20 protein-coding genes and 1 pseudogene are annotated in these 23,113 nt (G+C 44.7%); 12 read left to right on the top strand and 9 right to left on the bottom strand.

All coding sequences use genetic code 11. From position 1 onward, the window contains the following. Nucleotides 1–84: 84 nt before the first annotated feature. Together EDI28_RS05485 and EDI28_RS05480 are read right to left on the bottom strand one after the other, a co-directional pair. On the bottom strand, nucleotides 85–411 hold the full coding sequence (locus tag EDI28_RS05485) for an HI1450 family dsDNA-mimic protein (RefSeq protein ID WP_128782790.1): 327 nt from the start codon (nucleotides 409–411) through the stop codon (nucleotides 85–87). Nucleotides 412–502: 91 nt separating this feature from the next. Then, the gene (locus EDI28_RS05480; RefSeq protein ID WP_128782789.1) at nucleotides 503–2,065 is read right to left on the bottom strand and encodes an EAL domain-containing protein; all 1,563 of its coding nucleotides are present in this window, start codon (nucleotides 2,063–2,065) and stop codon (nucleotides 503–505) included. A 294-nt stretch (nucleotides 2,066–2,359) separates the two neighbouring features. Here EDI28_RS05480 and EDI28_RS05475 point away from each other — a divergent pair, with 294 nt between their 5' ends. Beyond that, on the top strand, nucleotides 2,360–3,133 hold the full coding sequence (locus EDI28_RS05475; protein ID WP_128782788.1) for a nucleotidyltransferase domain-containing protein: 774 nt from the start codon (nucleotides 2,360–2,362) through the stop codon (nucleotides 3,131–3,133). A gap of 17 nt (nucleotides 3,134–3,150) precedes the next feature. Then, nucleotides 3,151–5,529: a DNA polymerase II gene (locus tag EDI28_RS05470; RefSeq protein ID WP_128782787.1), complete on the top strand. Its 2,379-nt coding sequence runs from the start codon at nucleotides 3,151–3,153 to the stop codon at nucleotides 5,527–5,529. 85 nt (nucleotides 5,530–5,614) lie between these two features. Here EDI28_RS05470 and EDI28_RS05465 read toward each other — a convergent pair whose 3' ends face one another. Next, nucleotides 5,615–5,926: a hypothetical protein gene (locus tag EDI28_RS05465; protein ID WP_128782786.1), complete on the bottom strand. Its 312-nt coding sequence runs from the start codon at nucleotides 5,924–5,926 to the stop codon at nucleotides 5,615–5,617. Nucleotides 5,927–6,186: 260 nt separating this feature from the next. On the opposite strand from EDI28_RS05465, the gene EDI28_RS05460 reads away from it, so the two are divergent. After that, nucleotides 6,187–6,456 carry a DUF1289 domain-containing protein gene (locus EDI28_RS05460; RefSeq protein WP_128782785.1) on the top strand — a complete coding sequence of 90 codons (270 nt, stop codon included), beginning with the start codon at nucleotides 6,187–6,189 and terminating at the stop codon, nucleotides 6,454–6,456. 72 nt (nucleotides 6,457–6,528) lie between these two features. Here the strand turns inward: EDI28_RS05460 and rplY are convergent, their stop codons facing one another. Continuing rightward, nucleotides 6,529–6,807: a 50S ribosomal protein L25 gene (rplY, locus tag EDI28_RS05455; RefSeq protein ID WP_128782784.1), complete on the bottom strand. Its 279-nt coding sequence runs from the start codon at nucleotides 6,805–6,807 to the stop codon at nucleotides 6,529–6,531. A gap of 315 nt (nucleotides 6,808–7,122) precedes the next feature. Between rplY and arcA the strand changes: the two genes are divergently transcribed. The 4 genes from arcA to argF all read left to right on the top strand — a co-directional run bounded on the left by arcA (nucleotide 7,123) and on the right by argF (nucleotide 12,085). Beyond that, entirely contained in the window at nucleotides 7,123–8,343 is a 1,221-nt protein-coding gene (gene arcA, locus EDI28_RS05450) for an arginine deiminase (protein ID WP_128782783.1), read from the top strand. A gap of 120 nt (nucleotides 8,344–8,463) precedes the next feature. Next, nucleotides 8,464–9,912: a YfcC family protein gene (locus EDI28_RS05445; RefSeq protein ID WP_128782782.1), complete on the top strand. Its 1,449-nt coding sequence runs from the start codon at nucleotides 8,464–8,466 to the stop codon at nucleotides 9,910–9,912. 183 nt (nucleotides 9,913–10,095) lie between these two features. After that, nucleotides 10,096–11,007 (top strand): carbamate kinase, encoded by a 912-nt coding sequence (gene arcC, locus EDI28_RS05440; RefSeq protein ID WP_128782781.1) that lies wholly within the window; start codon nucleotides 10,096–10,098, stop codon nucleotides 11,005–11,007. A 73-nt stretch (nucleotides 11,008–11,080) separates the two neighbouring features. Then, nucleotides 11,081–12,085, top strand: a complete 1,005-nt coding sequence (gene argF / locus EDI28_RS05435; RefSeq protein ID WP_128782780.1) for an ornithine carbamoyltransferase — start codon at nucleotides 11,081–11,083, stop codon at nucleotides 12,083–12,085. A 305-nt stretch (nucleotides 12,086–12,390) separates the two neighbouring features. Here the strand turns inward: argF and radD are convergent, their stop codons facing one another. Both radD and EDI28_RS05425 read right to left on the bottom strand, forming a co-directional pair. After that, entirely contained in the window at nucleotides 12,391–14,133 is a 1,743-nt protein-coding gene (gene radD / locus EDI28_RS05430; protein ID WP_128782779.1) for a DNA repair helicase RadD, read from the bottom strand. A gap of 202 nt (nucleotides 14,134–14,335) precedes the next feature. Next, nucleotides 14,336–14,830, bottom strand: coding sequence for a GNAT family N-acetyltransferase (locus EDI28_RS05425; protein ID WP_128782778.1), 495 nt, complete (start codon nucleotides 14,828–14,830; stop codon nucleotides 14,336–14,338). 280 nt (nucleotides 14,831–15,110) lie between these two features. On the opposite strand from EDI28_RS05425, the gene rsuA reads away from it, so the two are divergent. The 3 genes from rsuA (at nucleotide 15,111) to EDI28_RS05410 (ending at nucleotide 17,824) form a co-directional block, all read left to right on the top strand. After that, entirely contained in the window at nucleotides 15,111–15,806 is a 696-nt protein-coding gene (rsuA, locus tag EDI28_RS05420; RefSeq protein WP_128782777.1) for a 16S rRNA pseudouridine(516) synthase RsuA, read from the top strand. Nucleotides 15,807–15,974: 168 nt separating this feature from the next. Beyond that, a complete protein-coding gene (locus EDI28_RS05415) occupies nucleotides 15,975–17,165 on the top strand; it encodes a Bcr/CflA family multidrug efflux MFS transporter (RefSeq protein ID WP_128782776.1) in 1,191 nt (396 codons plus the stop codon). Between the two features lie 8 nt (nucleotides 17,166–17,173). Continuing rightward, nucleotides 17,174–17,824: a DUF2913 family protein gene (locus EDI28_RS05410; RefSeq protein WP_128782775.1), complete on the top strand. Its 651-nt coding sequence runs from the start codon at nucleotides 17,174–17,176 to the stop codon at nucleotides 17,822–17,824. A gap of 103 nt (nucleotides 17,825–17,927) precedes the next feature. Here the strand turns inward: EDI28_RS05410 and EDI28_RS05405 are convergent, their stop codons facing one another. Next, the gene (locus tag EDI28_RS05405; RefSeq protein ID WP_128782774.1) at nucleotides 17,928–18,716 is read right to left on the bottom strand and encodes a hypothetical protein; all 789 of its coding nucleotides are present in this window, start codon (nucleotides 18,714–18,716) and stop codon (nucleotides 17,928–17,930) included. Nucleotides 18,717–19,054: 338 nt separating this feature from the next. Between EDI28_RS05405 and EDI28_RS05400 the strand changes: the two are divergent. Together EDI28_RS05400 and EDI28_RS05395 are read left to right on the top strand one after the other, a co-directional pair. After that, a pseudogene (locus EDI28_RS05400) lies at nucleotides 19,055–19,328 on the top strand (tyrosine-type recombinase/integrase); the annotation flags it as partial. A 368-nt stretch (nucleotides 19,329–19,696) separates the two neighbouring features. After that, nucleotides 19,697–21,301: a BCCT family transporter gene (locus EDI28_RS05395; protein ID WP_128782773.1), complete on the top strand. Its 1,605-nt coding sequence runs from the start codon at nucleotides 19,697–19,699 to the stop codon at nucleotides 21,299–21,301. Between the two features lie 224 nt (nucleotides 21,302–21,525). Here EDI28_RS05395 and EDI28_RS05390 read toward each other — a convergent pair whose 3' ends face one another. Together EDI28_RS05390 and EDI28_RS05385 are read right to left on the bottom strand one after the other, a co-directional pair. Further along, nucleotides 21,526–21,717, bottom strand: a complete 192-nt coding sequence (locus tag EDI28_RS05390) for a YwbE family protein (RefSeq protein WP_128782772.1) — start codon at nucleotides 21,715–21,717, stop codon at nucleotides 21,526–21,528. A 101-nt stretch (nucleotides 21,718–21,818) separates the two neighbouring features. Then, nucleotides 21,819–23,111: a DEAD/DEAH box helicase gene (locus EDI28_RS05385; RefSeq protein ID WP_128782771.1), complete on the bottom strand. Its 1,293-nt coding sequence runs from the start codon at nucleotides 23,109–23,111 to the stop codon at nucleotides 21,819–21,821. Between the last annotated feature and the right edge of the window lie 2 nt (nucleotides 23,112–23,113).

Below are 23,113 nucleotides of genomic sequence, written 5' to 3'. Positions count from 1 at the left end.
CATGCATTTGTAGCTAAACAAAAGGCGGAGCATTTGCTCCGCCTTCGTTTATTGTTCTTTTACTCATTGTTCTTTGTGTGGGGTTTAATCTCGCTTCCAAAGAATATGGCAGAATTTGTTCTCCGGATCGCGGCTAACAAGCATGCGGGCAAATACATCGTCTAGCTCATCGTTTTCTTCGTTTACTAAGCCGATTCGTACTTCTGCAAAAACCTCTTTATCGACATCAAAACCGACATGCTCAGCCCAGTCGTCTTTGGTTTCGACTAACTCTGCAGCGCCGCGGTCTTCAAATTGTGCCGTGAACAGAATAACGTCTGCAGGCTCTAGGCTGTCAGCTGCCATTTCAAGAAAAATGTCGTAAGCCGCATCAATAACGTCGTCGTAAGAAATCAGGTTTGAAGTTTCCATGAACTACATAAATCTCTGGTATTGTGTGAAACTGCATTATACCCGCCGATAAGATAAATTGGTAATTGCGTCCAATAAAGAGATGTAGCAACTAGTTGTTGTATTCAATATGCACTTGCGGTGCCGAGCTTTGGTTGTGGTATAGCATACTTTCGAGCTTGGTAAAGAAGTCTTCGAATGGCATAGGTCTGTCGAAATAAAATCCTTGGCTGGATTGAATGCCCAACTGTGCTACACGTTTGGCTTGCTCGATGGTTTCAACACCTTCAGCGACAAGTGAACATTGAAGTTTGTGCCCCATCTGGGCAATGTTGCCAATGATAGAGTGGGTAACAGCATCTGTAACGGAAGAGGCAACAAAAGTGCGGTCAATTTTCAGAATGTCGAAACTCAATGCCTGCAGCGTCGATAACCCCGCATAACCAGTCCCAAAATCATCCAGAGCCCAACGAACGCCGACTTCGCGTAGCTTTTGCATACCTGTTTGTAATGCACTGATTTCGATATTGGCGAAGGTCTCTCGTTCGGTAAACTCTAGCGTTACATTTGTTTGCAATGAATGGTGGGTGTTTATCATCTCTATCAATGAGTCGACATAACTTTCGTTAGCGATCATCGATGCTGTGACGTTAATTGATAGATAGCAGTCCGGCGAAATAGAATTTATTTTTTCTTTTTCACTGGCTGCCCGCTCGAGCAATTGAAGCGTAATTTTGTTTATTTGTCCTGATTGCTCAGCAGTGGGTATAAACTCAGCTGGTGAAATGATTTTATTGTTAGGCTGAAGCCATCGAACCAAGAGCTCTGCACCTAGCCATTCACCACTTTGAGAGTTGACGATTGGTTGATAAAATCCAACGAATTCTCTTCTGTCAATTCCGCGTTGAATATCAATATGTAGCGAGGTACGCCAATTGAAAAAAGCATGACCAAGTAAAGTGAGCAGCCCAGAAAGACTAAGAATAATTAGTGTCGCATAAGGTAACTGGTGAAGGTAAATATTGATGAGCATTTCATTGGTATAACCAGACACGACTGAAAACGGATAATTTTTCGAGTGTAATGATCTTGAGAATAGAATACGGCTAGTTTGGTTTTGCTCACAACGATATGAAAGATCATTTTGGTTATCTAACATGCAGCCGTATAAATACTGTTTCTCAGTTAGTTGATTAACCCAAAAATCGATGAAGTTGATATCGAATAATACCCGAAACCAACCGTTATTTACAGGTATCATGAAAAAAACACCATCGATGTTCCTTCTCTGGCTCCTCGACCGATAAATAACATAATTATCATTGTCAGTTATAAATTCTAAATGCTGAGAATTTAAAGGTATTAGTGGCACGGTATTTCTGTCACCACATTGAAACTGGCCGTTTTCAATATACGTAACTTCTTTTAAAATACTTGAGTTGAAAACCATTTCCTCGAGCTTTTTTCTGCTCTCATTACTGCATGGATAATATATATTACTAAGCGATGTTAATTGGTTATCAACTTGTGTAAGGATCTTATCCATACTTTCGGTCAAGTAAGAAACGGTTTCAACCGAACGTTTTTTAGCTTGATATCTCACCCAAGTGATATCAATAAGAATACCGAGAGTGACAGAGAGTAATAGTAGCTTAATGATATGATTTTTTTTCATTTTGATAAAAAGCTAAGATAAGATTAAAAGAAAGGCTGAGAGGATATATTAGTTCTTTTACTTTTAATATAAGAATTAAAAAATTATTAATATAATTCAACTTTAGTCATTTTATTGGCATGTTTTAAGCTGGAATGCCGGATAATTGTCATTCTGTGCCTGACTTTCTTGAATTGTTTCAAGGTAGATCCGTGTCGGACAGTTACTCGGTAATTCAGCTTTAGTTAGAATGTTCGATCTGTAAAGCAATGATTTGATAGAATGTAGATAACAAATCGTAAAAAGGAAAAATGTGTGGCGAGAGCTCTTCCTGTGCTTGATGGCGAAACGCCTTTTCAACAAGACTATATGCCAGTCTTACTGGATGTGATAAAGCAGCTAAAAGCCGGTTTGGTCGATTCTCTTCATAGTGTTTATGTATTTGGTAGTGTTGCCCGTCGAGAAGCCAAAGCTGGTATGTCTGATCTCAACCTGACAGTCATTGTGCAGCGACCGCTTACTACGTCAGAGCAATCGGTTCTGAGTACTATTCGGTGGCGGATTACTTCCCGGTACTCGGCTGTTTCGGATGTTGAGCTGAAAGTCGGTGTTATTGGTGAAGTTCTGTCGGTGGGAGCTATTTTTACCTGGGGTTTTTGGCTCAAACATTGTTGTATCTGCTTATATGGTGACGATCTATCGACGCGTTTTGGTGGTTTTGAGCCAAGTTGGGATATTGCAAAGTCATTGAACGGCGATATCAAGGACGAATTGAGCAACTACCGTAAGAAAGTCATGGCTACCAAAGTTGTTCAGAATTATTTGGACTATTGTGAGTATATCGGCAAAAAAATGCTGTGGAGCTGTTTTTCTTTGGTCATGCACCGGGAGCAGATGCTGGCACTTTCCATCGAACAATGTGCTGAGGTTTTTCTGAAATACTACCCTGAGAAAGAGCAGGAAGTTGAGCGCTTATTTGTTTTGGTGAGCCGGCAGCAGGTACCCAAAAAAGCGACTCTGTTTATGATAGATTCTTTTGGCGGGTGGATAGTGTCCGAGTTTGATCGAATAGATCGTAAAATTGGTTAATCTTTTATGAGGTATTTTTGCAAACTCAATCAACGGGCTTTGTACTGACAAGGCAGAGCCGAGATGTACGCGGCCAAACTGAGATCGTGTTATGGACGAAAACTGATCAGGGGCCATGCCGCTTGGTTGTCCAAGGGGACAAACCTGTTTGTTTTGTTGCAAGCCATGATCAGCCTAATGCTGAAGGTATTCTTCGTGCTGCCAATATATCTGTAACCTGGCGCTCATTGCCGTTAAAGAGCTTTCAGCATAAACCAATGTATGGCTGTTATAGCCAAACTGTCCGAGATAGTCTGCAATTGACCACGTTATTGCGTGGAGAAGGCATTGAAGTTTTTGAGGCTGATATTCGGTTGGCAGACCGTTACCTGATGGAGCGATTCATTCGTGGCGGTATTTCATTTACAGGCAGCAGTCAGCCAAAGGCTGGCTATATTGAATACCAGCAGGTTAAAGCGAAAGTGGCTGATTATGTCCCTCAGCTTTCAGTTGTTTCGCTAGATATAGAGTGTTCTGAAAAAGGGATTCTCTATTCGGTTGGCTTGCACAGTGAGCTGGATAGCCGCGTCATCATGATCGGTGAGCCAACAGCTGATGACACCGAGTACAGCTGGGTACAATGGGTCGATTCCGAAAAAGATCTGTTGCTTGCCTTGGAGTCTTGGTTCATCCAGTTCGATCCCGATCTTGTTATTGGCTGGAATGTGATTGATTTTGACTTTCGACTGTTGCTCAAACGTGCAGAGTGGAACAAGCTCAGCTTACGGATAGGGCGGGGGAAACAGCCCCCGCATTGGCGTCAGTCGATTCAGAATCCCAACCAAGGTTTTATCACAATACCGGGACGGGTAGTACTTGATGGGATCGATACGCTAAAAACGGCCACGTTCAATTTTCGATCCTGGTCTCTTGAATCGGTGTCGCAAGAATTACTGGGTGTGGGTAAGCAGATCCATAATGTGCATGATCGTATGGGTGAAATTAACCACATGTTTCGTCACGACAAGCTTTCCCTTGCCCGCTACAACCTGCAGGACTGCAAGTTGGTCTCGCGTATTTTTGAACATACGCATTTATTGGACTTTGTTATTGAGCGCAGTCGTTTAACCGGGGTTGAGCTGGATCGTATTGGCGGCTCGGTGGCTGCATTTACCAATCTATACCTTCCGCAGCTTCACCGGGCCGGTTATGTCGCTCCAAGTCTGGATAGCGAGAATTGGATTGCGAGTCCCGGTGGCTACGTGATGGACTCTAAGCCCGGTTTGTACAATTCGGTACTGGTACTGGATTTTAAATCTCTTTACCCATCAATTATTCGTTCATTCCGGATCGACCCGATGGGGTTGGTCGAAGGCCTGCAACAAGAGCAGGGCAAAGATGATGATCAGGCTATTGCCGGTTTTCGTGGTGGGCGCTTTCATCGAGAAAAGCACTTTCTCCCTCAGATGATCGAAGATCTCTGGCAGGCACGCGATCAGGCCAAACGCGATGGTGAGAAAGCGTTCTCCCAAGCGATCAAGATCATCATGAACTCATTCTATGGTGTTTTGGGATCATCCGGTTGTCGTTTCTTTGATCATCGTCTGGCATCTTCAATAACCATGCGCGGGCATGAAGTACTGTCTCGAACAAAAGACATGATTGAAGAAAAGGGCTATACCGTCATTTATGGTGATACCGACTCTGTCTTCGTGCACTTAGGGAGAAGCCATAGCCAAGATGATGCTGATTCTGTTGGTAACCAGTTGGTTGTAGATATTAACGCGGCATGGACTGAACATCTTCGCGAGGACTACAACCTTGATTGTTATCTAGAGCTTGAGTATGAAACGCATTACCACAAATTTCTAATGCCAACTATTCGGGGATCAGAGACGGGTTCTAAGAAGCGCTATGCCGGGCTGGTGGTCGAAAATGGCAATGAGAAAATGGTATTTAAGGGATTAGAAACTGTCCGGACAGACTGGACACCGTTGGCGCAGGAATTTCAAAAAACGCTTTACGATATGGTTTTTCATGATCAGGATGCTGATGAGTATGTTAGGGAATATGCGAATAAAACGTTGGCAGGTGAACATGATCACCTATTGGTGTACCGGAAGCGTCTGCGCAGAAACCTTAACGAATATCAAAAGAACACTCCGCCGCAGGTGCGTGCCGCCCGTATGGCCGATGAGATGAATGCCAAGCTTGGTCGTCCTTTGCAATATCAGACCAAGGGAGTGATTGAGTATGTGTTTACCACCTCGGGTGCCGAACCTCATGAATTTAGACAAAGTCCGATTGATTATAACCACTACCTTGAGAAGCAGCTAAAGCCAGTTGCAGATGGAATTTTACCGTTTGTTGGTAAGCATTTCGATGACATTACTGCGCCGCAAATGGGGCTTTTTTAGCAAGGGCGAGTTGTAAGACGGGGACAGCGGAATAGACAAAAACGCGCTAGAAAGCGCGTTTTTTGACTTTGTTAGCCAAACTCGATCAGTTGAAGTACTCGATGTTTACGACTGCCGATTTTACTGCATAGATTGGATCAAAATTGATTGCACCGCGGTTAGGTGTGCAGATTTTATATACATCGCCACAATCAAAGATGGTCAATATTACTTCATCGGTCCTAAAGACCGAAGGGAGTGGTTTGCCGATCTCACAGTCACAGATGCTGCCTTCGTGTTCCCATTCAAGCTTGAAGATCCGCTGTGCTTGAGCGGGAGCTGCGACGTGGTTGGCTATTGATGAAAAGACAGATTCGGCCTGTGCCGGACTTGATGCCGATGGTACAAAAAAATCCATGGTTCCCTCCTGGTACTCGTAGATAGACTAAAATGCACACTACGCTAATAAATATTCAAGCTATCACTCCTGATACCCCTGAAAACAGTAACAGAACTGGAGACAGTTTGGCAACTCAGTTGAATATTCAAGCACTTTGATGTGTTGTAATGAAAGTTATGCTTTGCTAGTTGGCTTATCTCACTCGGAGAAACAAAATTGGACGTTGTAAAAGGTTCTGCTTATTATCAATTGAGGTATTAGATGCGGGGGAGGGAAGAATGGAGCAACTTGATTTTTTCTCAATTCCTAGCCCATGTATTGGGGTGTGTCAGGTTAATGAACGCGGATACTGCAAAGGCTGCATGCGAAGCCGGGACGAGCGTTTTAACTGGCAAAAAATGACCGCAGATCAACAACGCAATACTATACGTTTATGTCGTCAGCGTTATTTAAGGGTGATGCGAAGAAACAAGGCTCATCAGGAGAAGCCGCTGCCTGAGCAAGAGTTGAGTTCACAGCAATCATTATTTGATGATCAGGATGTTTGATAGGTGATTCATAACAAACAGATGAAAAAAAAGCGCCTTGAAGGCGCTTTTTTGAAGAGTATGAACCCGCGATTAAACGCGTTTGAAGTCCATGTGCTCAACTTTTGGCTTGTACGCGTGACGCTGGATGTCTTGTGGCTTAACCTTAACTTCTGTACCGTCGATCACTAGAGTGATTTCTTCGTAGAACTCAGGCTTGTCCATCTGGTTGATAACATCGCTGTGCTTCAGAGTGATTGCAATCGGAGCTGCTTCGCCACCGTAAACGATTGCTGGGAAATGCTCTGTGTGACGTAGACGGCGGCTCGCACCTTTACCTAGGTCTGTACGTACTGTTGCTTCAAATTTCATCTTAAATACTCTTTAAGTTAACTAAGTCGGACAATATGAGTAATGCGACCTTACTCAATGTCCTAAATTGAGCGCGGATACTAACATCCGAATAAGTTTCCGGCAAGATAAATCAGGGAAAAGTGTTTTAAATACCTATATTAGACGCAGTTAACGCATTTCAGGTCTTTGCTAACCCTCGTGGTTAACGGCCTATTGATTATTTATATCAATAACGCCGAGTCATAACTCACACCATCGTTACTGATAAATGTATAAGTATAATTGCCTCGAGAGCCTACAATATAAAACAAACCGCAAAGAGAGATGCGAGTTATGAACAGGTTTTATGTAGGTTCAGAAGTTGGAGTATTACACAGTGTTCTCTTACACCGTCCAGAAAGAGCCCTCACTCACCTAACACCATCTAACTGTCAAGAGCTGTTATTTGATGATGTTCTGTCTGTAGAACGTGCGGGAGAAGAACATGATGTCTTTGCCAATACCCTTCGCAATGAAGGGGTAGAAGTGTTGCTATTGCACGAAATGTTATTAGAAACCCTGGCTCAGCCTGAAGCTCGTGAGTGGTTACTGCACACCCAGATTTCCCCGTACCGTTTAGGGCCAATATTTGCTGATGACGTTCGCAGCTACTTATCAGAATTGTCTTTTGACGAGTTGGCTTCGAACCTGATTGGTGGACTGAACTATTCTCAATTGCCAATTAAATCAACTTCTATCATGCAGGGAATGCACAATGATAGTGATTTTATTATCGAACCGTTGCCGAATCATCTGTTTACTCGTGACACCTCATGCTGGATTTACGGAGGCGTATCAATCAACCCGATGGCAAAACCAGCACGCCAACGGGAAACCAACCATCTGCGCGCTATTTATCGCTGGCATCCGCGGTTTGCCGGACAGAACTTTATCAAATACTACGGCGACGAAGAGAAAAGTTACGATAACGCTACGATTGAAGGTGGTGACGTACTTGTGATTGGCAAAGGAAACATACTGATCGGTATGTCCGAACGCACCACACCGCAGGGGGTGACAAACTTAGCGGCTAATCTACTCCAGCATGGGCAAGTTGAGCAGGTGATTGCCTTGGAACTTCCTAAACACCGCTCGTGTATGCATCTCGATACCGTCATGACTCATATGGATGTAGATACCTTCTCGGTGTATCCGGAAGTGGTACGCAAAGATATCAAATGCTGGAGTCTGACCGCAGGCAAGCCAGGTGAAGTCAAAGTTGTAGAGAAAGGTTATTTCATTCACGTCATTGAAGAGGCTTTAGGCTTGGATCAGTTAAACATCATAACTACCGGTGGTGATAGCTATGAAGCCGAACGCGAACAGTGGAATGATGCTAATAATGTATTAGCCGTACGCCCTGGTGTGGTTATTGGTTATGAGCGTAACGTATACACCAATGAGAAATACGAAAAGGCCGGTATTACCGTATTGCCCATTCCTGGTAATGAGCTGGGGCGTGGCCGCGGAGGCGCTCGTTGCATGAGCTGCCCACTGTATCGCGATGACATTTAGTTTGTGTTGTTGAGAACATTGTCGGATTCCATTGAAGCAATAAGGCCACAACCATTTTTTGAGTCAGAATAATCGCTTGTATAGGGTTTCATGACACCTTGCGGTGTTAAGGAAAAGATAATGGATAAGAATAATGCGAACCAAGATGATAAAGGCAAGTTTTTCACTAGGTTTAAATTCCCCTCAGCCTATACCATTCTTTTCTTCTTGATTGCAGTGATGGCATTACTGACGTGGATCGTACCCGCAGGCCAGTATGATCGGGTGATGAGCGAAGAACTCGGACGGGAAATCCCAATAACCGGTACTTACAAGCAGGTTGACAGCAACCCACAAGGTATCGTTGATGTGCTGATGGCGCCTATTGATGGGTTGTATGATCACGAAAGTTATGAAGCCGCAGCGATTGATGTATCCCTATTCATTTTGATAATTGGCGGTTTTCTTGGCTTGGTGGCGAAAACGGGGGCGATTGATGCCGGCATTGAACGGGTCACGACTCACCTCGAAGGTCGCGAAGAATGGATGATCCCCATTTTGATGGCTTTGTTTGCTGCCGGCGGAACAATTTATGGTATGGCGGAAGAGTCATTACCTTTCTACACACTATTGGTACCGGTAATGATGGCTGCTCGTTTTGACCCGGTTGTTGCAGCCGCGACAATTCTGCTCGGAGCCGGTATCGGAACCCTGGGGTCAACCATCAATCCATTCGCAACAGTTATCGCTGCTAATGCAGCCGGGATCCCGTTTACCGATGGGATCGGGCTACGCATAGTTATCCTGGTGGTCGGCTGGCTTATTTGTGTGGGCTACGTTATGCGCTATGCCAAGATGGTGCGTGCCGACCACAGTAAGTCCATCGTTTTTGATAAATACGAAGAAGACATGGAGCACTTTCTGGGTAACAAGGAAGGTCAGGACATACTGGAACTGACTACCACTCGAAAAGTGATCCTAATTATCTTCGGAGCGGCTTTCGGTGTAATGATCTACGGTGTGGCGGTATTGGGATGGTGGATGGCTGAAATTTCCGCGATGTTCTTAGCTGCAACGATTATTATTGGCCTTGTTGCCCGTATGAGTGAAGAAGAGCTAACCACAAGTTTTATCGAGGGGGCTCGAGACCTATTGGGTGTTGCCCTAATCATAGGTATTGCTAGGGGGATTGTGGTGGTGATGGATCGCGGGATGATCACTGATACCATTCTCAACACAGCAGAACATGCCGTTACAGGCTTATCAGCCATTGTATTCATAAATGTTATGTACTGGTTGGAAGTTTTATTATCATTCCTAGTGCCATCTTCATCCGGCCTGGCCGTTCTGACAATGCCCATTATGTCGCCGTTAGCTGATTTTGCCGGCGTTAGCCGTGATTTGGTTGTCACTGCTTATCAGTCTGCATCTGGCATTGTCAACCTGATAACTCCGACCTCGGCGGTTGTTATGGGGGGCTTGGCCATTGCCCGTGTTCCCTATGTCCGCTGGGTAAAATGGGTGGCACCGCTACTGTTGATCCTGACAATCTTTATCATGGTAATGTTAAGTATCGGAGCCATGCTTTAAATCTCATCAACTAGCCCCAAAACCACAACGCTGTCGCATGACAGCTTAATTTTACGTTTGTATGGGCTCAGTTCGGGATAGATCTTAGCTGTTATGTAGAATATCTCTATTTTACAGGTTCGAACCATCAGGCATAACACTGATATAAATCAGTATTAATGAACCTAAAAGAAGGTGAACACTATGACCAGGCAAACGGTTGTTGTCGCATTAGGCGGTAATGCTCTGTTGCGTCGTGGCGAACCACTCGAAGCCGACATCCAGCGTCGTAACATAGCCAAGGCTGCGAAAGCCATTGCTGAAATTGGCAAAGAGTATAATGTTCTACTCGTTCACGGTAACGGCCCGCAAGTTGGTCTGCAGGCTTTGCAAGGGCTGGCCTATAAAGAAGTCGGGCTTTATCCGTTAGATGTTCTGGTCTCCGAAACTCAGGGGATGATCGGCTACATGCTGATGCAGGAGCTTAAGAATTTATTACCGGAACAACCCATTTCCTGCATGTTAACCCAAATGAGCGTCAACCCGGACGACCCTGCCTTTGCCGACCCGAGCAAACCTATTGGGCCAGTTTATGATGATTTCGAAGCTCATGAACTGGCAAAAAAACACCACTGGATAGTGAAGCCTGACGGCCAATATTTCCGGCGTGTAGTACCGAGTCCGAAGCCAACCGGCATTATTGAAAATGATGCCATCAATACCCTGATAGGCCATGAACACCTTGTTATTTGTACTGGAGGCGGAGGCATTCCGGTTGAATACATAAATGGCAAACTAGTCGGGGTGGAAGCGGTAATAGATAAAGATATGTCGGCAGCCTTCTTGGCAAAGCAACTCAAAGCCGATGCCTTGCTAATTCTGACCGATACGGATGCGGTCTATCTAGACTGGGGAAAACCAGGCCAGAGAGCACTGCATAAAACTACCCCCGAAGAGCTAGCTCAATATAAATTTGATGCCGGTTCTATGGGGCCTAAAATTGAAGCCTCCTGCGAGTTCATCAATCAAGGCGGTAAGTTAGTGGGGATCGGCGCACTTGAAGATGGCCTGCGTATTCTAAAAGGAGAAGCAGGCACAAATATTAACCCTAAATAACATGACAACTGTTCATTGAGTCGCTACTAAGGCTATTTGCAGGTAGTTAATTGAGACTTATGAGGATAATCTTATGGCTTTCAATCTTCGCAATCGCAACTTCCTAAAACTTTTAGATTTTACACCTTGTGAAATTCAGCATCTTCTAGAATTGTCTGCAGAGCTGAAAAAAGCAAAATACTCAGGTTATGAACAACCAAGGCTAACAAGAAAAAACATTGCATTAATTTTTGAAAAATCGTCAACGCGAACCCGCTGTGCATTTGAAGTGGCCGCTTACGATCAGGGGGCAAAGGTTTCTTACCTGGGGCCATCTGGGTCACAGATTGGTCATAAAGAATCGATGAAAGATACGGCTCGTGTATTAGGCCGTATGTATGATGGCATCGAGTATCGTGGTTTTGGCCAGGAAATCGTTGAAGAGCTAGGTGCATACGCTGGTGTCCCGGTGTGGAATGGCTTGACCGACGAATTCCACCCGACTCAAATATTGGCCGATTTCCTGACGATGCAAGAACATAGTCGTGGTAAGTCGCTACATCAAATTACATTTGCATATTTAGGTGATGCACGAAACAACATGGGTAACTCCTTGATGGTTGGTGCAGCGAAAATGGGGATGGACATTCGTCTGGTTGCCCCCAAAGCATTTTGGCCGGAGACCGATTTGGTCGCACAATGTCAAGATATTGCAAAACACACCGGAGCAAAAATCACTTTAACGGAAAATGTGAAAGAAGGAGTAAAAGGCTGTGACTTCTTATACACCGACGTTTGGGTTTCCATGGGAGAATCAAAAGATGCATGGGATGAGCGCGTAAAACTCATGACCCCCTATCAAATTAATATGGATATCATCAAGGCAACGGGTAACCCTCATGTGAAGTTCATGCACTGCTTGCCTGCATTCCACAACGATGAAACCACTGTGGGTGCAGAAGTTGCGGAAAAATACAACATGAAAGGCCTGGAAGTGACAGAAGACGTATTTGAATCAGAGTACTCGATTGTATTTGATGAAGCAGAAAACCGCATGCACACAATAAAAGCCATTATGGTCGCAACGCTTGGAGACTAATTAAACATTGGCACCCCAAAATATGCGGGTTACTTGCATTTATTTGACCAAGAATAAAAGAGGCATAACCTACGTGAAATTATTGAGTAGTCTGTCTCTACTCGTTGGGATTGCAAATACCATGTGGTGTTTATTGTCACTCTAAAATTACCTATCATGCTGCTTGTTATACATATATCCCTCACTGTAAGTGAGGGATATATTTGGTGCGCTGAGTATGGTGGCGAGGGGGAGGAGTTCATGGCTGATACTGTTTGTCAGAGCATGAGTCAAAATGGTCAGCAAATCTGATTTCTTGCTCGCAGTTAGTCCTTTTGATATTGGTCTATATCAAACAGTTTGTCACGAATAGCCCAGAAGCGACCGCTTTTGCGGGCTATGATGATCTCCGGCGGTCGCAAGCGGTGTTCGTTGTTGGCGACTTTGGTCGGGGCTGTATCCGTAAACGGACGGTGTCGGTCGACCAGATGCGGATTGATAAATTTTTTCAGAAAGCTATCTTTTTGGGTTTTGGTCGCCAGCGGCCAGACTTCACTGATCTCGGCCTCTTCGTCACTGGAGTAGATGACTTTGAGCTGGGGTTTTCCGAATTTGTTCTTGCCGGGTTCCAGACGCAGATCTGTGCATTTCATGATCATGGCATCTTTGAGCTTCAGTGCATCGCGGAGCTTTTTGTCGGGATCGACCATGACAGCATTGCACTGGTGGCAGCGTCGGGCGGCGATATCATTGTCTGCGCCGCATTCCTCACAGTACTTGGCCCTGAATCGGTAGCCACACTCCTCGCGCTCTCCATCGTCATCCTCAAAATAGCCCTGACAGCGACGGCCGTAGTGCTCGATGAGAAAGCCTTCAGGGTCGAGTTTGCCCCAGAAGCTATTGTTAAAGCCGCAGGCTGGGCAGGGGACCATGATCACTTCGCTGTCACTGTTTGGTTTGGGCTCGCCAACTTCCGGCTGGTAGAGATCGTAGCAGTTTCCTGCGTATTCCAAAATCAGGCAGTCTTTCTTCCCTTTGAACAAACGTAGGCCACGACCAACAATTTGCTGGTAGAGGCTGATAGATTCTGTCGGGCGCAGGATGGCTATCAGATCCACATGTGGTGCATCAAACCCAGTCGTGAGTACCGATACGTTGACCAGATACTTGATCTCCCGCTGCTTGAACGCCTCGATGATTCGATCCCGTTCATCGAGCGGAGTATCTCCTATGACCAAGGCGGCATTTTCATTGGCAAGGTAGCCCATGATTTCCTGGGCATGATTTACCGTCGAGGCAAAAATCATTATGCCACGGCGGTCTTTTGCATATTCAATGACCTGCTCAATGATCATCGGGGTTGCCCGTGACGACTTTTCGATCACGCTATCGAGATCGGCCTCGCGATAGTTACCGTTTGAGGAAGGGGTGAGGCTGGAAAAATCATAGCCCATAACCGCCATATCCATCACCTTGGGCTCGGTCAGGAAGTTTTCATCCAGCAGGTAGCGGATTGGCAGCTCAAAGATACAGTCTCGAAAGAAACGGTCCTGTTCAGTGCGGACCTGACCGCGGGTATGGTACTTGTAGATCCATCCCATCCCGAGGCGGTAAGGGGTCGCCGTTAACCCCAGGATCTTGATGCCCGGGTTAATCGCCTGCACGTGGCTGATCACTCTTCGGTAGGCACTGTTCTCATCATCGGGTACACGGTGGCACTCATCGATAACCAGTAAGGAAAACTCATTGGCAAATTGGTCGAGGCTATTGACCATTGATTGGACAGAGGCAAAGACAACCTGGCGGTCAGTTTCCTTTCGTCCTAATCCAGCCGAAAAAATTGAAGCCTTGAGGCCATAGCTTTCGTATTTACTGTGATTTTGCTCTACCAGCTCTTTGACGTGAGTCAGAACCAGTACCCGCCCTCGCGCAATGCGTGCGAGCTCTGCCACGACAAGGCTTTTACCCGCCCCGGTCGGCAACGCCAGTACGGCAGGGGTACTGTGTTTTCGAAAGTAGTGAATGGTCGCTTTAACGCTGTCTTGCTGGTAGGGGCGGAGGGTATACATATTAAATACTACTGATGGACATCAAAAGATGAGCCAGTTTGCTCTCGGGGCTAAGAGTGTACCTGAAATCAGCGGTAGATGGCGATAGGGAGAGCGCTCAATGTTGTCGGCCCACTTGCTAAGTGAGCCGGATTGGGCGGTATCGGTAGAGTCCGTAAGAAGCCATGTTGTATCGAAGCTATGTCGTAAGGAAGCTTTCTTGTTAAGAAGCAATGTGCAGCGGCATGTCTTCTTGTTTGATCACTTTGGTCATCATACAAAACTGACGACGGGGGACAAAACCGTGTTTTTCGTAGAAGCTTCTGGCTCCTGCGTTACCGATGTTCACCTCGAGTGACAAGGCATGTACACCCGCCTCGGTGACGTGTCGTTCGATCATCGGGATCAACGCTGTCCCGATGCCTTGTTGTCGCCATTCGGGCTTGAGGTAAAATTGGTCAATGAGACCAATACGTCCGCCATATTCGAGGCTGAAGCTATAGCTAACGGTGATATGGCCGGCGATCATTTTCTCGCCTTCTTGTTCGATTTCTATAAACCAGGCCTGACCGAGCTCTGGATTGCTGATCAGCTGGTGGACAGCTTTACTCGTTTGTTCGATCTTCTGAGGGAGAACTTCGTATTCAAATAGCTCCTCAACGAGTTTGAGTAGCATGTCTGTTGATGACAAACTTGGCGCAACAAGTGAGATGTTCATAGTACGACCTTTGTTGTTAGGTTTTTTCATCAAATCCGTTCTGATGATACTGTATGTTTATACGTAACCTATGTGTAACATGTTCATAATTAAAGACCACGAAAAACCAGAAATGTTCTATTTTTTGTAGCTTAGTTCGTGTTTGGTCGAAAAGCTGGATCATTCTCGCAGTTGCGGAAATTAGCGACATAAAAAGATTGCAGTCTGCCATGCCTGTGTATCTATGTCCGTCTCGATAAAATTGGTATGATACGCGTTTTTGCACCATGCGGAGCCAGTAATGAGGCTTGATAAATTCTTAAGTACCACTTTGGGTATCACCCGTAAAGAAGCCGGTAAGCTATTGAAAAACAAACAAATTGAAGTGAACGGCGAGATCGTGAAAAACGGTTCATTGAAAGTGACGGATGACTGCGACGTAGAGTTCAACGGTCGCTCTCTGAGCCTTAGCGGACCAAGGTACTTCATGCTTAATAAGCCGGAAGGCTTTGTTTGCTCCCATGTTGACGATTACAACCCTACGGTGTTTGTGTTGTTCGACGAGGTAAGCCCTGAGAAGCTGCATGTAGCGGGGCGTCTAGATGGTGATACAACCGGGTTAGTGTTGTTGACGGATGATGGCCAATGGTCGCACCGTATTACCTCACCACGTCATGAGTGTGAAAAAGTGTATTACGTCGAGTTGGCCGATCCGTTACCGGAAGAGACCGTTCAGACTTTTGCCGAAGGGGTACAGTTGCGCGGCGAGAAAGATCTTACACGTCCGGCTAAACTTGAAATCCTCAATGAGCGCGAAGCCGTGATCACAATCTCGGAAGGGAAGTATCACCAGGTTAAGCGGATGTTTGCCGCGGTGGGCAACAAGGTTGTCGGGTTACACCGCGAGCAGGTTGGCAGCATTGAGCTAGATGAAGATCTTGAGCCGGGCGAATACCGTCCGCTGACTGATGAAGAGATAGCCTACTTTCTGAAGTAAAACAGAGATAGATGATAGGGCGGTTTATCCGCCCTTTTTTGTGTCTTGGAGTTCGGTATCAGAACACAGTTAAACAGAAACAGATAAATTCCCACTAGGAAAGAGTTATATACCCAAATTCATCGTACAATATCCGGCTACCTTTTGATCCTCCAGTATTGAGAATTTATGACGACACAAGACAGTGAAAAGCTGAGCTTGCAATTGATCCTTATTTTGGGCGCTATTGCTGCGTTGACCCCGTTGGCAATAGACATGTACCTCCCCGCAATGCCAAGTATTGCAAGAGATTTGGCCGTCTCTCCGAGTGCAGTACAGACAACTCTGACGGCCTATACAGCAGGGTTTGCTGTCGGACAGTTATTACATGGCCCCTTGGCCGATAGTTACGGCCGTAAACCGATACTTATTATTGGTGTGATTCTTTTTGCCATCGCCGCCTGTGTCAGTGCGACAAGCCAAGGTATTGTCGAGTTGACCTGGGTGCGTGCCGCTCAGGGTTTTGCTGGTGCATCGGCCGCAGTCATTATTCAGGCTCTTGTCAGAGACATGTTCGAGCGAGAAGAGTTTGCCCGCACCATGTCGTTTATCACCCTGGTAATGACAATCGCTCCGCTTGCCGCTCCTATGATTGGGGGCTATCTGTCGATTTGGTTTGGCTGGCGTTCTATATTTTGGGTGCTGGCTCTGTTTGCCGCGATTGTTATCGTAGCTGTGCTGGGGAAAATTCCTGAAACGCTTCCTGTCGAAAAGCGATTGCCGTTTCATCTGGGCTCTACGCTAAGAAACTATGCCCGAATGCTCACAACACCGGCAGCGGTTGGCATGATCTTTTGTAGTGGTTTCTCTTTTGCCGGGATGTTTACCTTCCTTACTGTTGGATCGTTTGTCTACATTGATCTGTACCACGTCAGTACAGAGCACTTTGGTCTGCTGTTTGGCCTCAATATTGTTTGCTTGATCCTGATGACCAGTATTAACGGCCGGATGGTGAAAAAGATGGGCTCGCACTGGATGCTGCGTTTTGGCCTGATTATTCAGCTAATCGCCGGTATTGGTTTGGTTTGTGGCCAGTTATTCCAGCTTGGCTTGTGGGGTGTCGTTGTCCCTGTCATGCTATTTGTGGGTACCATTTCAATTATTGGTAGTAACACAATGGCTTGCTTGTTGGCCAAGTACCCGCATATGGCGGGAACGGCATCATCACTGGCAGGTACGATGCGATTTGGGACAGGAACCGTGGTAGGCGGTATGGTTGCTATGATGCCAGACGCAACAGTTTGGCCGATGGCATTGACCATGGCGACATGTGCAGTATTATCGGCTGGATTTTATTGGTTTATGTCCCGAGACGCTTAAGGAACCACATGGCAAACTTTTATCAAGAAATCTATAGATTGGTCTCTGACGGGCTTCAGGATTTGGGCGAATCCCTGCAATCAGGTAAGACGCCTCACAATCCGGTGAGTGAAACACACTTTCTGAGTGCCTGGGTAACCAAGGCTATAAAGCAACAGCGTTATGATCACTGCTTGGCCAAAACATTGCTGGCTTGGCAGCAGCAGGCCCGTAGTATGGGTAAAAATGCCAAACTGAAGCAGCAGTTTGAACATATTCATCAAACGTTTGCCGGTATTCCCCGCAACGAAGATGTTGCTAGTGTAACGACTCGCGAGCAAATCCAGTCACTGTATACGTTGTTGGAAGAAGCTGATTGGCTAGTGACGACAGAATATGAAGTGAACAGGAAAGTAACGCACCATACTGACGGTCAGGCTTCGCTGGTGGTATGTTCGAAGCAATATCAGGAGGGGATCTCCGAGCAGGGTGAGGTGATTAAGCCAATATCGCTATACGTTCGTGGTGATGCACAGTTCATTGTCGATACGGCCTATAAAGCAGGCTTGTTAATGTATAAAGTCACGGACTACAAGTCGAAAGTGAAGTATCACGGCGAGTACATTATTTATCCGCACAATGGTGGTTCACACTTACCTGAGTTGCCGACGGCTTCATAACGTGTACTGACTCATACGATCTGACATTTTGGCAGGCAATACTCGACCAGAGTTTATTCTTCGCCTGCCATTTTCAACTTAGAGGTTAACTGATATCTGTGCTTTAGATGTAGGGTATTAGTTTTTCGATGCATGGGACAAGTTTATCAGTGTACAAGGGAAGCAGAACTCTATCGACACTGTATTTACTCCCCCAAAAACCACTCAACCTCCCATTTTTAGATGTAAGCATTACCCAGCCAATTCCAGCTTCAAACTTACCGAGCTGCAATGATTCTATATCACTGTTTTCATTTGCTTTCTGTTGAGCTTCTTTAAGGACAGTAACAAAATTTCTAGCTTGGGATTTATTTAAATTCATATGAACCGAATTAACAATATACTCATCATATGTTCTCAGTGATATCCGCTTATCTCTTCTGTTGTCATAGTAAACGTGAGTTTTGTTACTATAACCTAATGAGCAAATTTTCAGATCACCCTTTCCAACACTATTCAATCGGTTGATTTTGTCAGCTAATTCTTTTGTCTTTTTTTGTTCTGCCTTAACACGCTCCTGATCTATTTTTGCAAATTCTAATTTTCGCGCCTTAGCTACATTACTACTATAAGTACTAAAAGAGTCACAACCTATACTTTCAAATATGTAGCCATCAGACTTTAAGTTGTATGCTGTTGCAAAGCTAACACCCGTCTCTTTTTCAATCTCATCTTGAATTAATGCCACACCAGTATCAAAACACTTCAAAGCTGAAAGTTGTAAGCCAGCTCCTGTCATCATTGCAGCATTGAGTGAGGGAAGTGACTTTGCGGATTCCTTTTCAGCTACACTTGTTGATTGACAAGCTGTGAGTAACATAGGTAGTAAAGCTAAAGCGATTATGTTTCTCATAAATACCTATTTTGATATAAATCAACGATGCTACAAGTTACATATTATTTTATCTGTGAGCCAATTCTCGTTTTTTTGTTGAACTTCTAATCATATTTTTATATCCAAAAAAGCTGATTTAGAGATTAAAAATCTCATAAGAAATTGTTCCGAAGCTGTTTGGGTTGATTGGCAGCAGACTTCATGGACACTCACTTTTTCTGAAATTCTCAATTTTAACAAATAGGGTTGATGATGAATGCTAATTCCCGAAAGCAATCATCTACCATCCAACTCAAACGCATAACCTCTAGCAGTTTGCATTACCAGAGGTGTGCTGGCGGGGCGATGTAATACACCTTTTTCCTAGTGCCCGTCGAAAGGGGGCAACCTATAAGCTACTCGTTTTATCGTTCAATTATTAGAAATTGGGCAAGCAAACTTGGGTTGAATGCATATTATTATTGGCCGCATTCCATGCGTCGCACTAAAGCCACATTAATCTATGCTAGGACAAAGAATATCAGGGCAGTGCAACTATTGTTGGGTCATTCGAAGTTAGATAACACAATCTGTTATCTTGGCGTTGAGTTTGAAGACGCCCTGAGACTTTCAGAACAAACCGACTGCTAGATATGGTAATACAGCTTTTCGAGGTGACTGAATAGCAGTAGCATGGATAGGTTTCAGCTTAATTTATTGGTTGCAGATCTAGCGACAACATAAAGATATTTCTGTCAGTTATTTTGATTATGGAGCCCATGATTTCGCAATCCCCTATAGTCTTCCCTTTTTTTGCAAACAGAGAAACCCTAAAGCAACTGGCCAACATCTAATCAGGATCCCCATTCTGTGCTAGAATGCACCGCTTGGGATTGAGCAAAAGCCATTAATCACCTATATCATGTTCGTTTATATGGTGCGGCTAGCCAATCAAGTAGTAGTTGGATATGGAGTTGGTCCTTATATTCGTTTATTCGGATATGTGAACATCATAATTTATGAGTTTTAAATCAAAAAAGTACAGTATTGATTCTACTGATTATCAAGTTGGTCAAGATAACATCAGTAAATGGGGTATGGATGTCCATAATACAGTTTTCGTAGCCTCAGTCGGCTTATCTATTCTCTTCATTGTTACCCTTCTCGCATTACCGCCTGCAGATGCAAAAGCAGCTATTGATTCTATTAAGGGTGCTGTGCTGTCAAATTTTGACTTCCTCTTTATGTGGGGAGCCAACATCTTGTTAGTTTTTGCCATTATTTTAGCGTTTTCACCTTTAGGTAAAATTCGCTTAGGTGGTGATCACGCAACTCCGGATTATTCCAAAGCGTCTTGGATTGCGATGCTATTCGCTGCAGGTATGGGTATCGGACTCATTTTCTGGGGTGTTGCAGAGCCAACGGCGTTCTTTACCAACTGGTTTGGGACACCACTGAATGCAGAACCTTATACAGAAGCTGGTCGTGAATTGGCATTAGGCGCAACAGTCTTCCACTGGGGCTTACATGCATGGGCTATCTATGGCATGACCGCACTTTGCCTTGCCTACTTTGTTTACAATAAAGGGTTACCACTCTCAATGCGCTCTGTGTTTTACCCATTGTTGGGTGATCGCGTTTGGGGAAAAGTGGGTGACGTGATTGACGTATTAACTGTATTAGTTACTTTGTTTGGCCTAGCGACTTCTCTTGGTTTAGGGGGAACGCAAGCGGCTAGCGGTATCAGCCATGTATTCGGAATGGAAAATAACATTTATCTTCAGCAGTCCATTATCATATTGATTATGGGTTTGGCAATTATTTCTGTTATACGCGGCATGGATGGCGGTGTTAAGTTTCTAAGTAATCTGAATATGGTTATTGCGTTTGTATTCCTTGGTCTTATTGCTGTCTTGAATTTCACTACAGTGTTGGATTCTTTGGCTACCGCAGTGACGGGGTATGTGAAAAACATTCTTCCGTTAAGCCAAACCTCCGGCCGTGATGATACAACTTGGTTGCACGGTTGGACTGTGTTCTATTGGGCATGGTGGGTAGCGTATGCGCCTTTCTTTGGTATGTTTGTAGCTCGTATATCTAAAGGACGAACCGTTCGCGAGTTTCTTCTTTGCGTATTGCTTATCCCGACGTTGGTAACAACAGCTTGGATGTCTATCTTCGGTGGTGTTGCTATTGAACAGGTGATGGATAAAGTAGGAAAACTAGGTCTTGACCAAGGCATTGCGGATGTCTCTCTCAGCTTATTCTATATGCTAGATGCTTACCCGTTCGGAGATGTTCTATCCGTTATTGCTGTAGCACTGATTATCGTTTTCTTTGTGACAACGTTAGATTCGGGCTCTATCGTAATTGATGGCATGACCGCGGGTGGTAAGTTAGAAGTACCAGTTAAGCAGAAAGTAGTTTGGGCAGTTATCTCTGGTGCTATCGCAATGGTTATGCTCTGGATTGGTGGTACTCAGTCTATTCAAGCTCTGCAATCAATCACTATTATTGCTGCAATGCCGTTTACGATTATTCTTCTGTTGGGCAGTGTGAGCCTGTTTAAAGGGTTATTGACGGAAGTTGATAAACTTCAGGTATCGGCTAACCAATCACGTTAGTTAGTCGTTAGGTTAATAATTAGATTTACAATAAAACTCTCTGGTACTTCGTGCCGGGGAGTTTTTTATTTAATTAGAGGAGAGAATTAGAGCCACAATTGAGTGCGATTGTGTTCAGAAATGACAGAATAAACTCAACAACGACTTGTAGTCGTTGTTTTGAGATTCTTCGATTTATACCTGTAGGCACTATTTTGAAAGTGGTAGCCGTTTGATAATAATGATTAACAGATCACTTTTACACGACCAACATCACCATTGTCTAAGCGGACTTTTATTCCGTGAGGATGATTTGGAGACTTCGTTAAAAGGTCTTTTACAATACCAGAGGTTAGTGTTCCGCTTCGTTGATCTTTTTTAAGGACAATTTTCACTTCTAATCCAGGGTGAATATTGGCTCGAATGGTTCCACTCATTTTCTCTACCTTATTATTCGGTATATCGCTGATTGTGACTAATATCGTGTCAGCAAGTATCAACTGACACGATGTTTATTGGTATATCGTTGCTTGTTTGGTTATGAATTTCTCAACCAGACATCAGAGTTACCAAGTCCTTTCTTTTTACGCTTTTTCTTACCCGTGCCTTCCGGTTTTGCCATCGGCTTGTTTGCCTCTAACATCTCTTGGGTAATGGTTTCATCGAGTTCATAGCCTTCTACCTGTTCACGTTCAAGGCGGATTTTGTTCTTCTTCTCGATAACTTTGAAATGATGAAAATCTTCATAATCAATCAGCGATAGGGCTAGGCCAACTTCACCAGCACGGCCACTTCGGCCAATGCGGTGCATGTAGTCTGATGGGCTTCTTGGTAGATCAAAGTTGATCACCACCGGCAACTTTTCAATATCTAAACCACGGGCCGCGATATCCGTTGCTATTAATACATCAATCTCACCCGACTTAAACGCTTCAAGTATACGTGTACGATAGCCCTGGCCTTTATCACCATGAAACACTTCGGCCTCAATGCCACGCTTATAAAGTTTATCGGCTAAGTGCTCACAGCTGTTCTTGGCATTTACGAAAACAAGTGCTTGTCGCCATTGATGCTGTTTGATCAAATGCGCTAACACCGCTGTTTTTTCGCCTTTATTTACGTTAAAAACACGCTGTACCAAGGTGCTGGCATCATCACTTTGTAGTTGTATTTCAACGGGGTCGTTAAGCAGCTCTTGAGTTAAAGCCTGTACTTGCTCAGGGAACGTCGCAGAAAACAATAGCGTCTGCTTCTGTTTTGGCAATTGACCCAACAGTTCAGATAGCTCTTCAGTAAAGCCAAGGCTTAACATACGATCGGCCTCATCAAGCACTAAGGTCTTTACCTTATCTAGCTTAATCGCATTACTTGAAATTAAATCGAGTAATCGGCCTGGCGTTGCAACCAAAATATCGGTGCCGCCACGTAGTGCAAGCATTTGAGTATTTGCAGATACACCACCAAAAACAGCCACCGTTTTAATTGCACCGTTAAAGTGAACTGCGTATGACTTAATGCTGTCAGCAACCTGTTTAGCCAGTTCACGCGTTGGCACCAAAATAAGCCCAGTAACATAGTTACCTTTGCCGCCCTTGGTATTATCTGTGTGTTTTTGCGTAAAAAGATCCTGCAACATTGGCAGTGCAAAAGCCGCCGTTTTACCCGATCCTGTATTTGCACCTGCAATTAAGTCTCGCCCTGCTAACACACTTGGAATAACTTGCGCTTGAATAGGTGTAGGTTGTTGGTATTCCAGCTCTGTTAGTCGAGCTAACAAAGGTTGAATTAAGGCAAGTTCAGTGAAGCTGGCTGGCGTTGTGGCAGTAGTCATTG

The organism is Photobacterium chitinilyticum, assembly GCF_004104355.1.
Lineage (GTDB): Bacteria > Pseudomonadota > Gammaproteobacteria > Enterobacterales > Vibrionaceae > Photobacterium > Photobacterium chitinilyticum.
The sequence above is the reverse complement of the archived record's forward strand: the minus strand, read 5'-3'. Positions and strand labels throughout refer to the sequence as shown.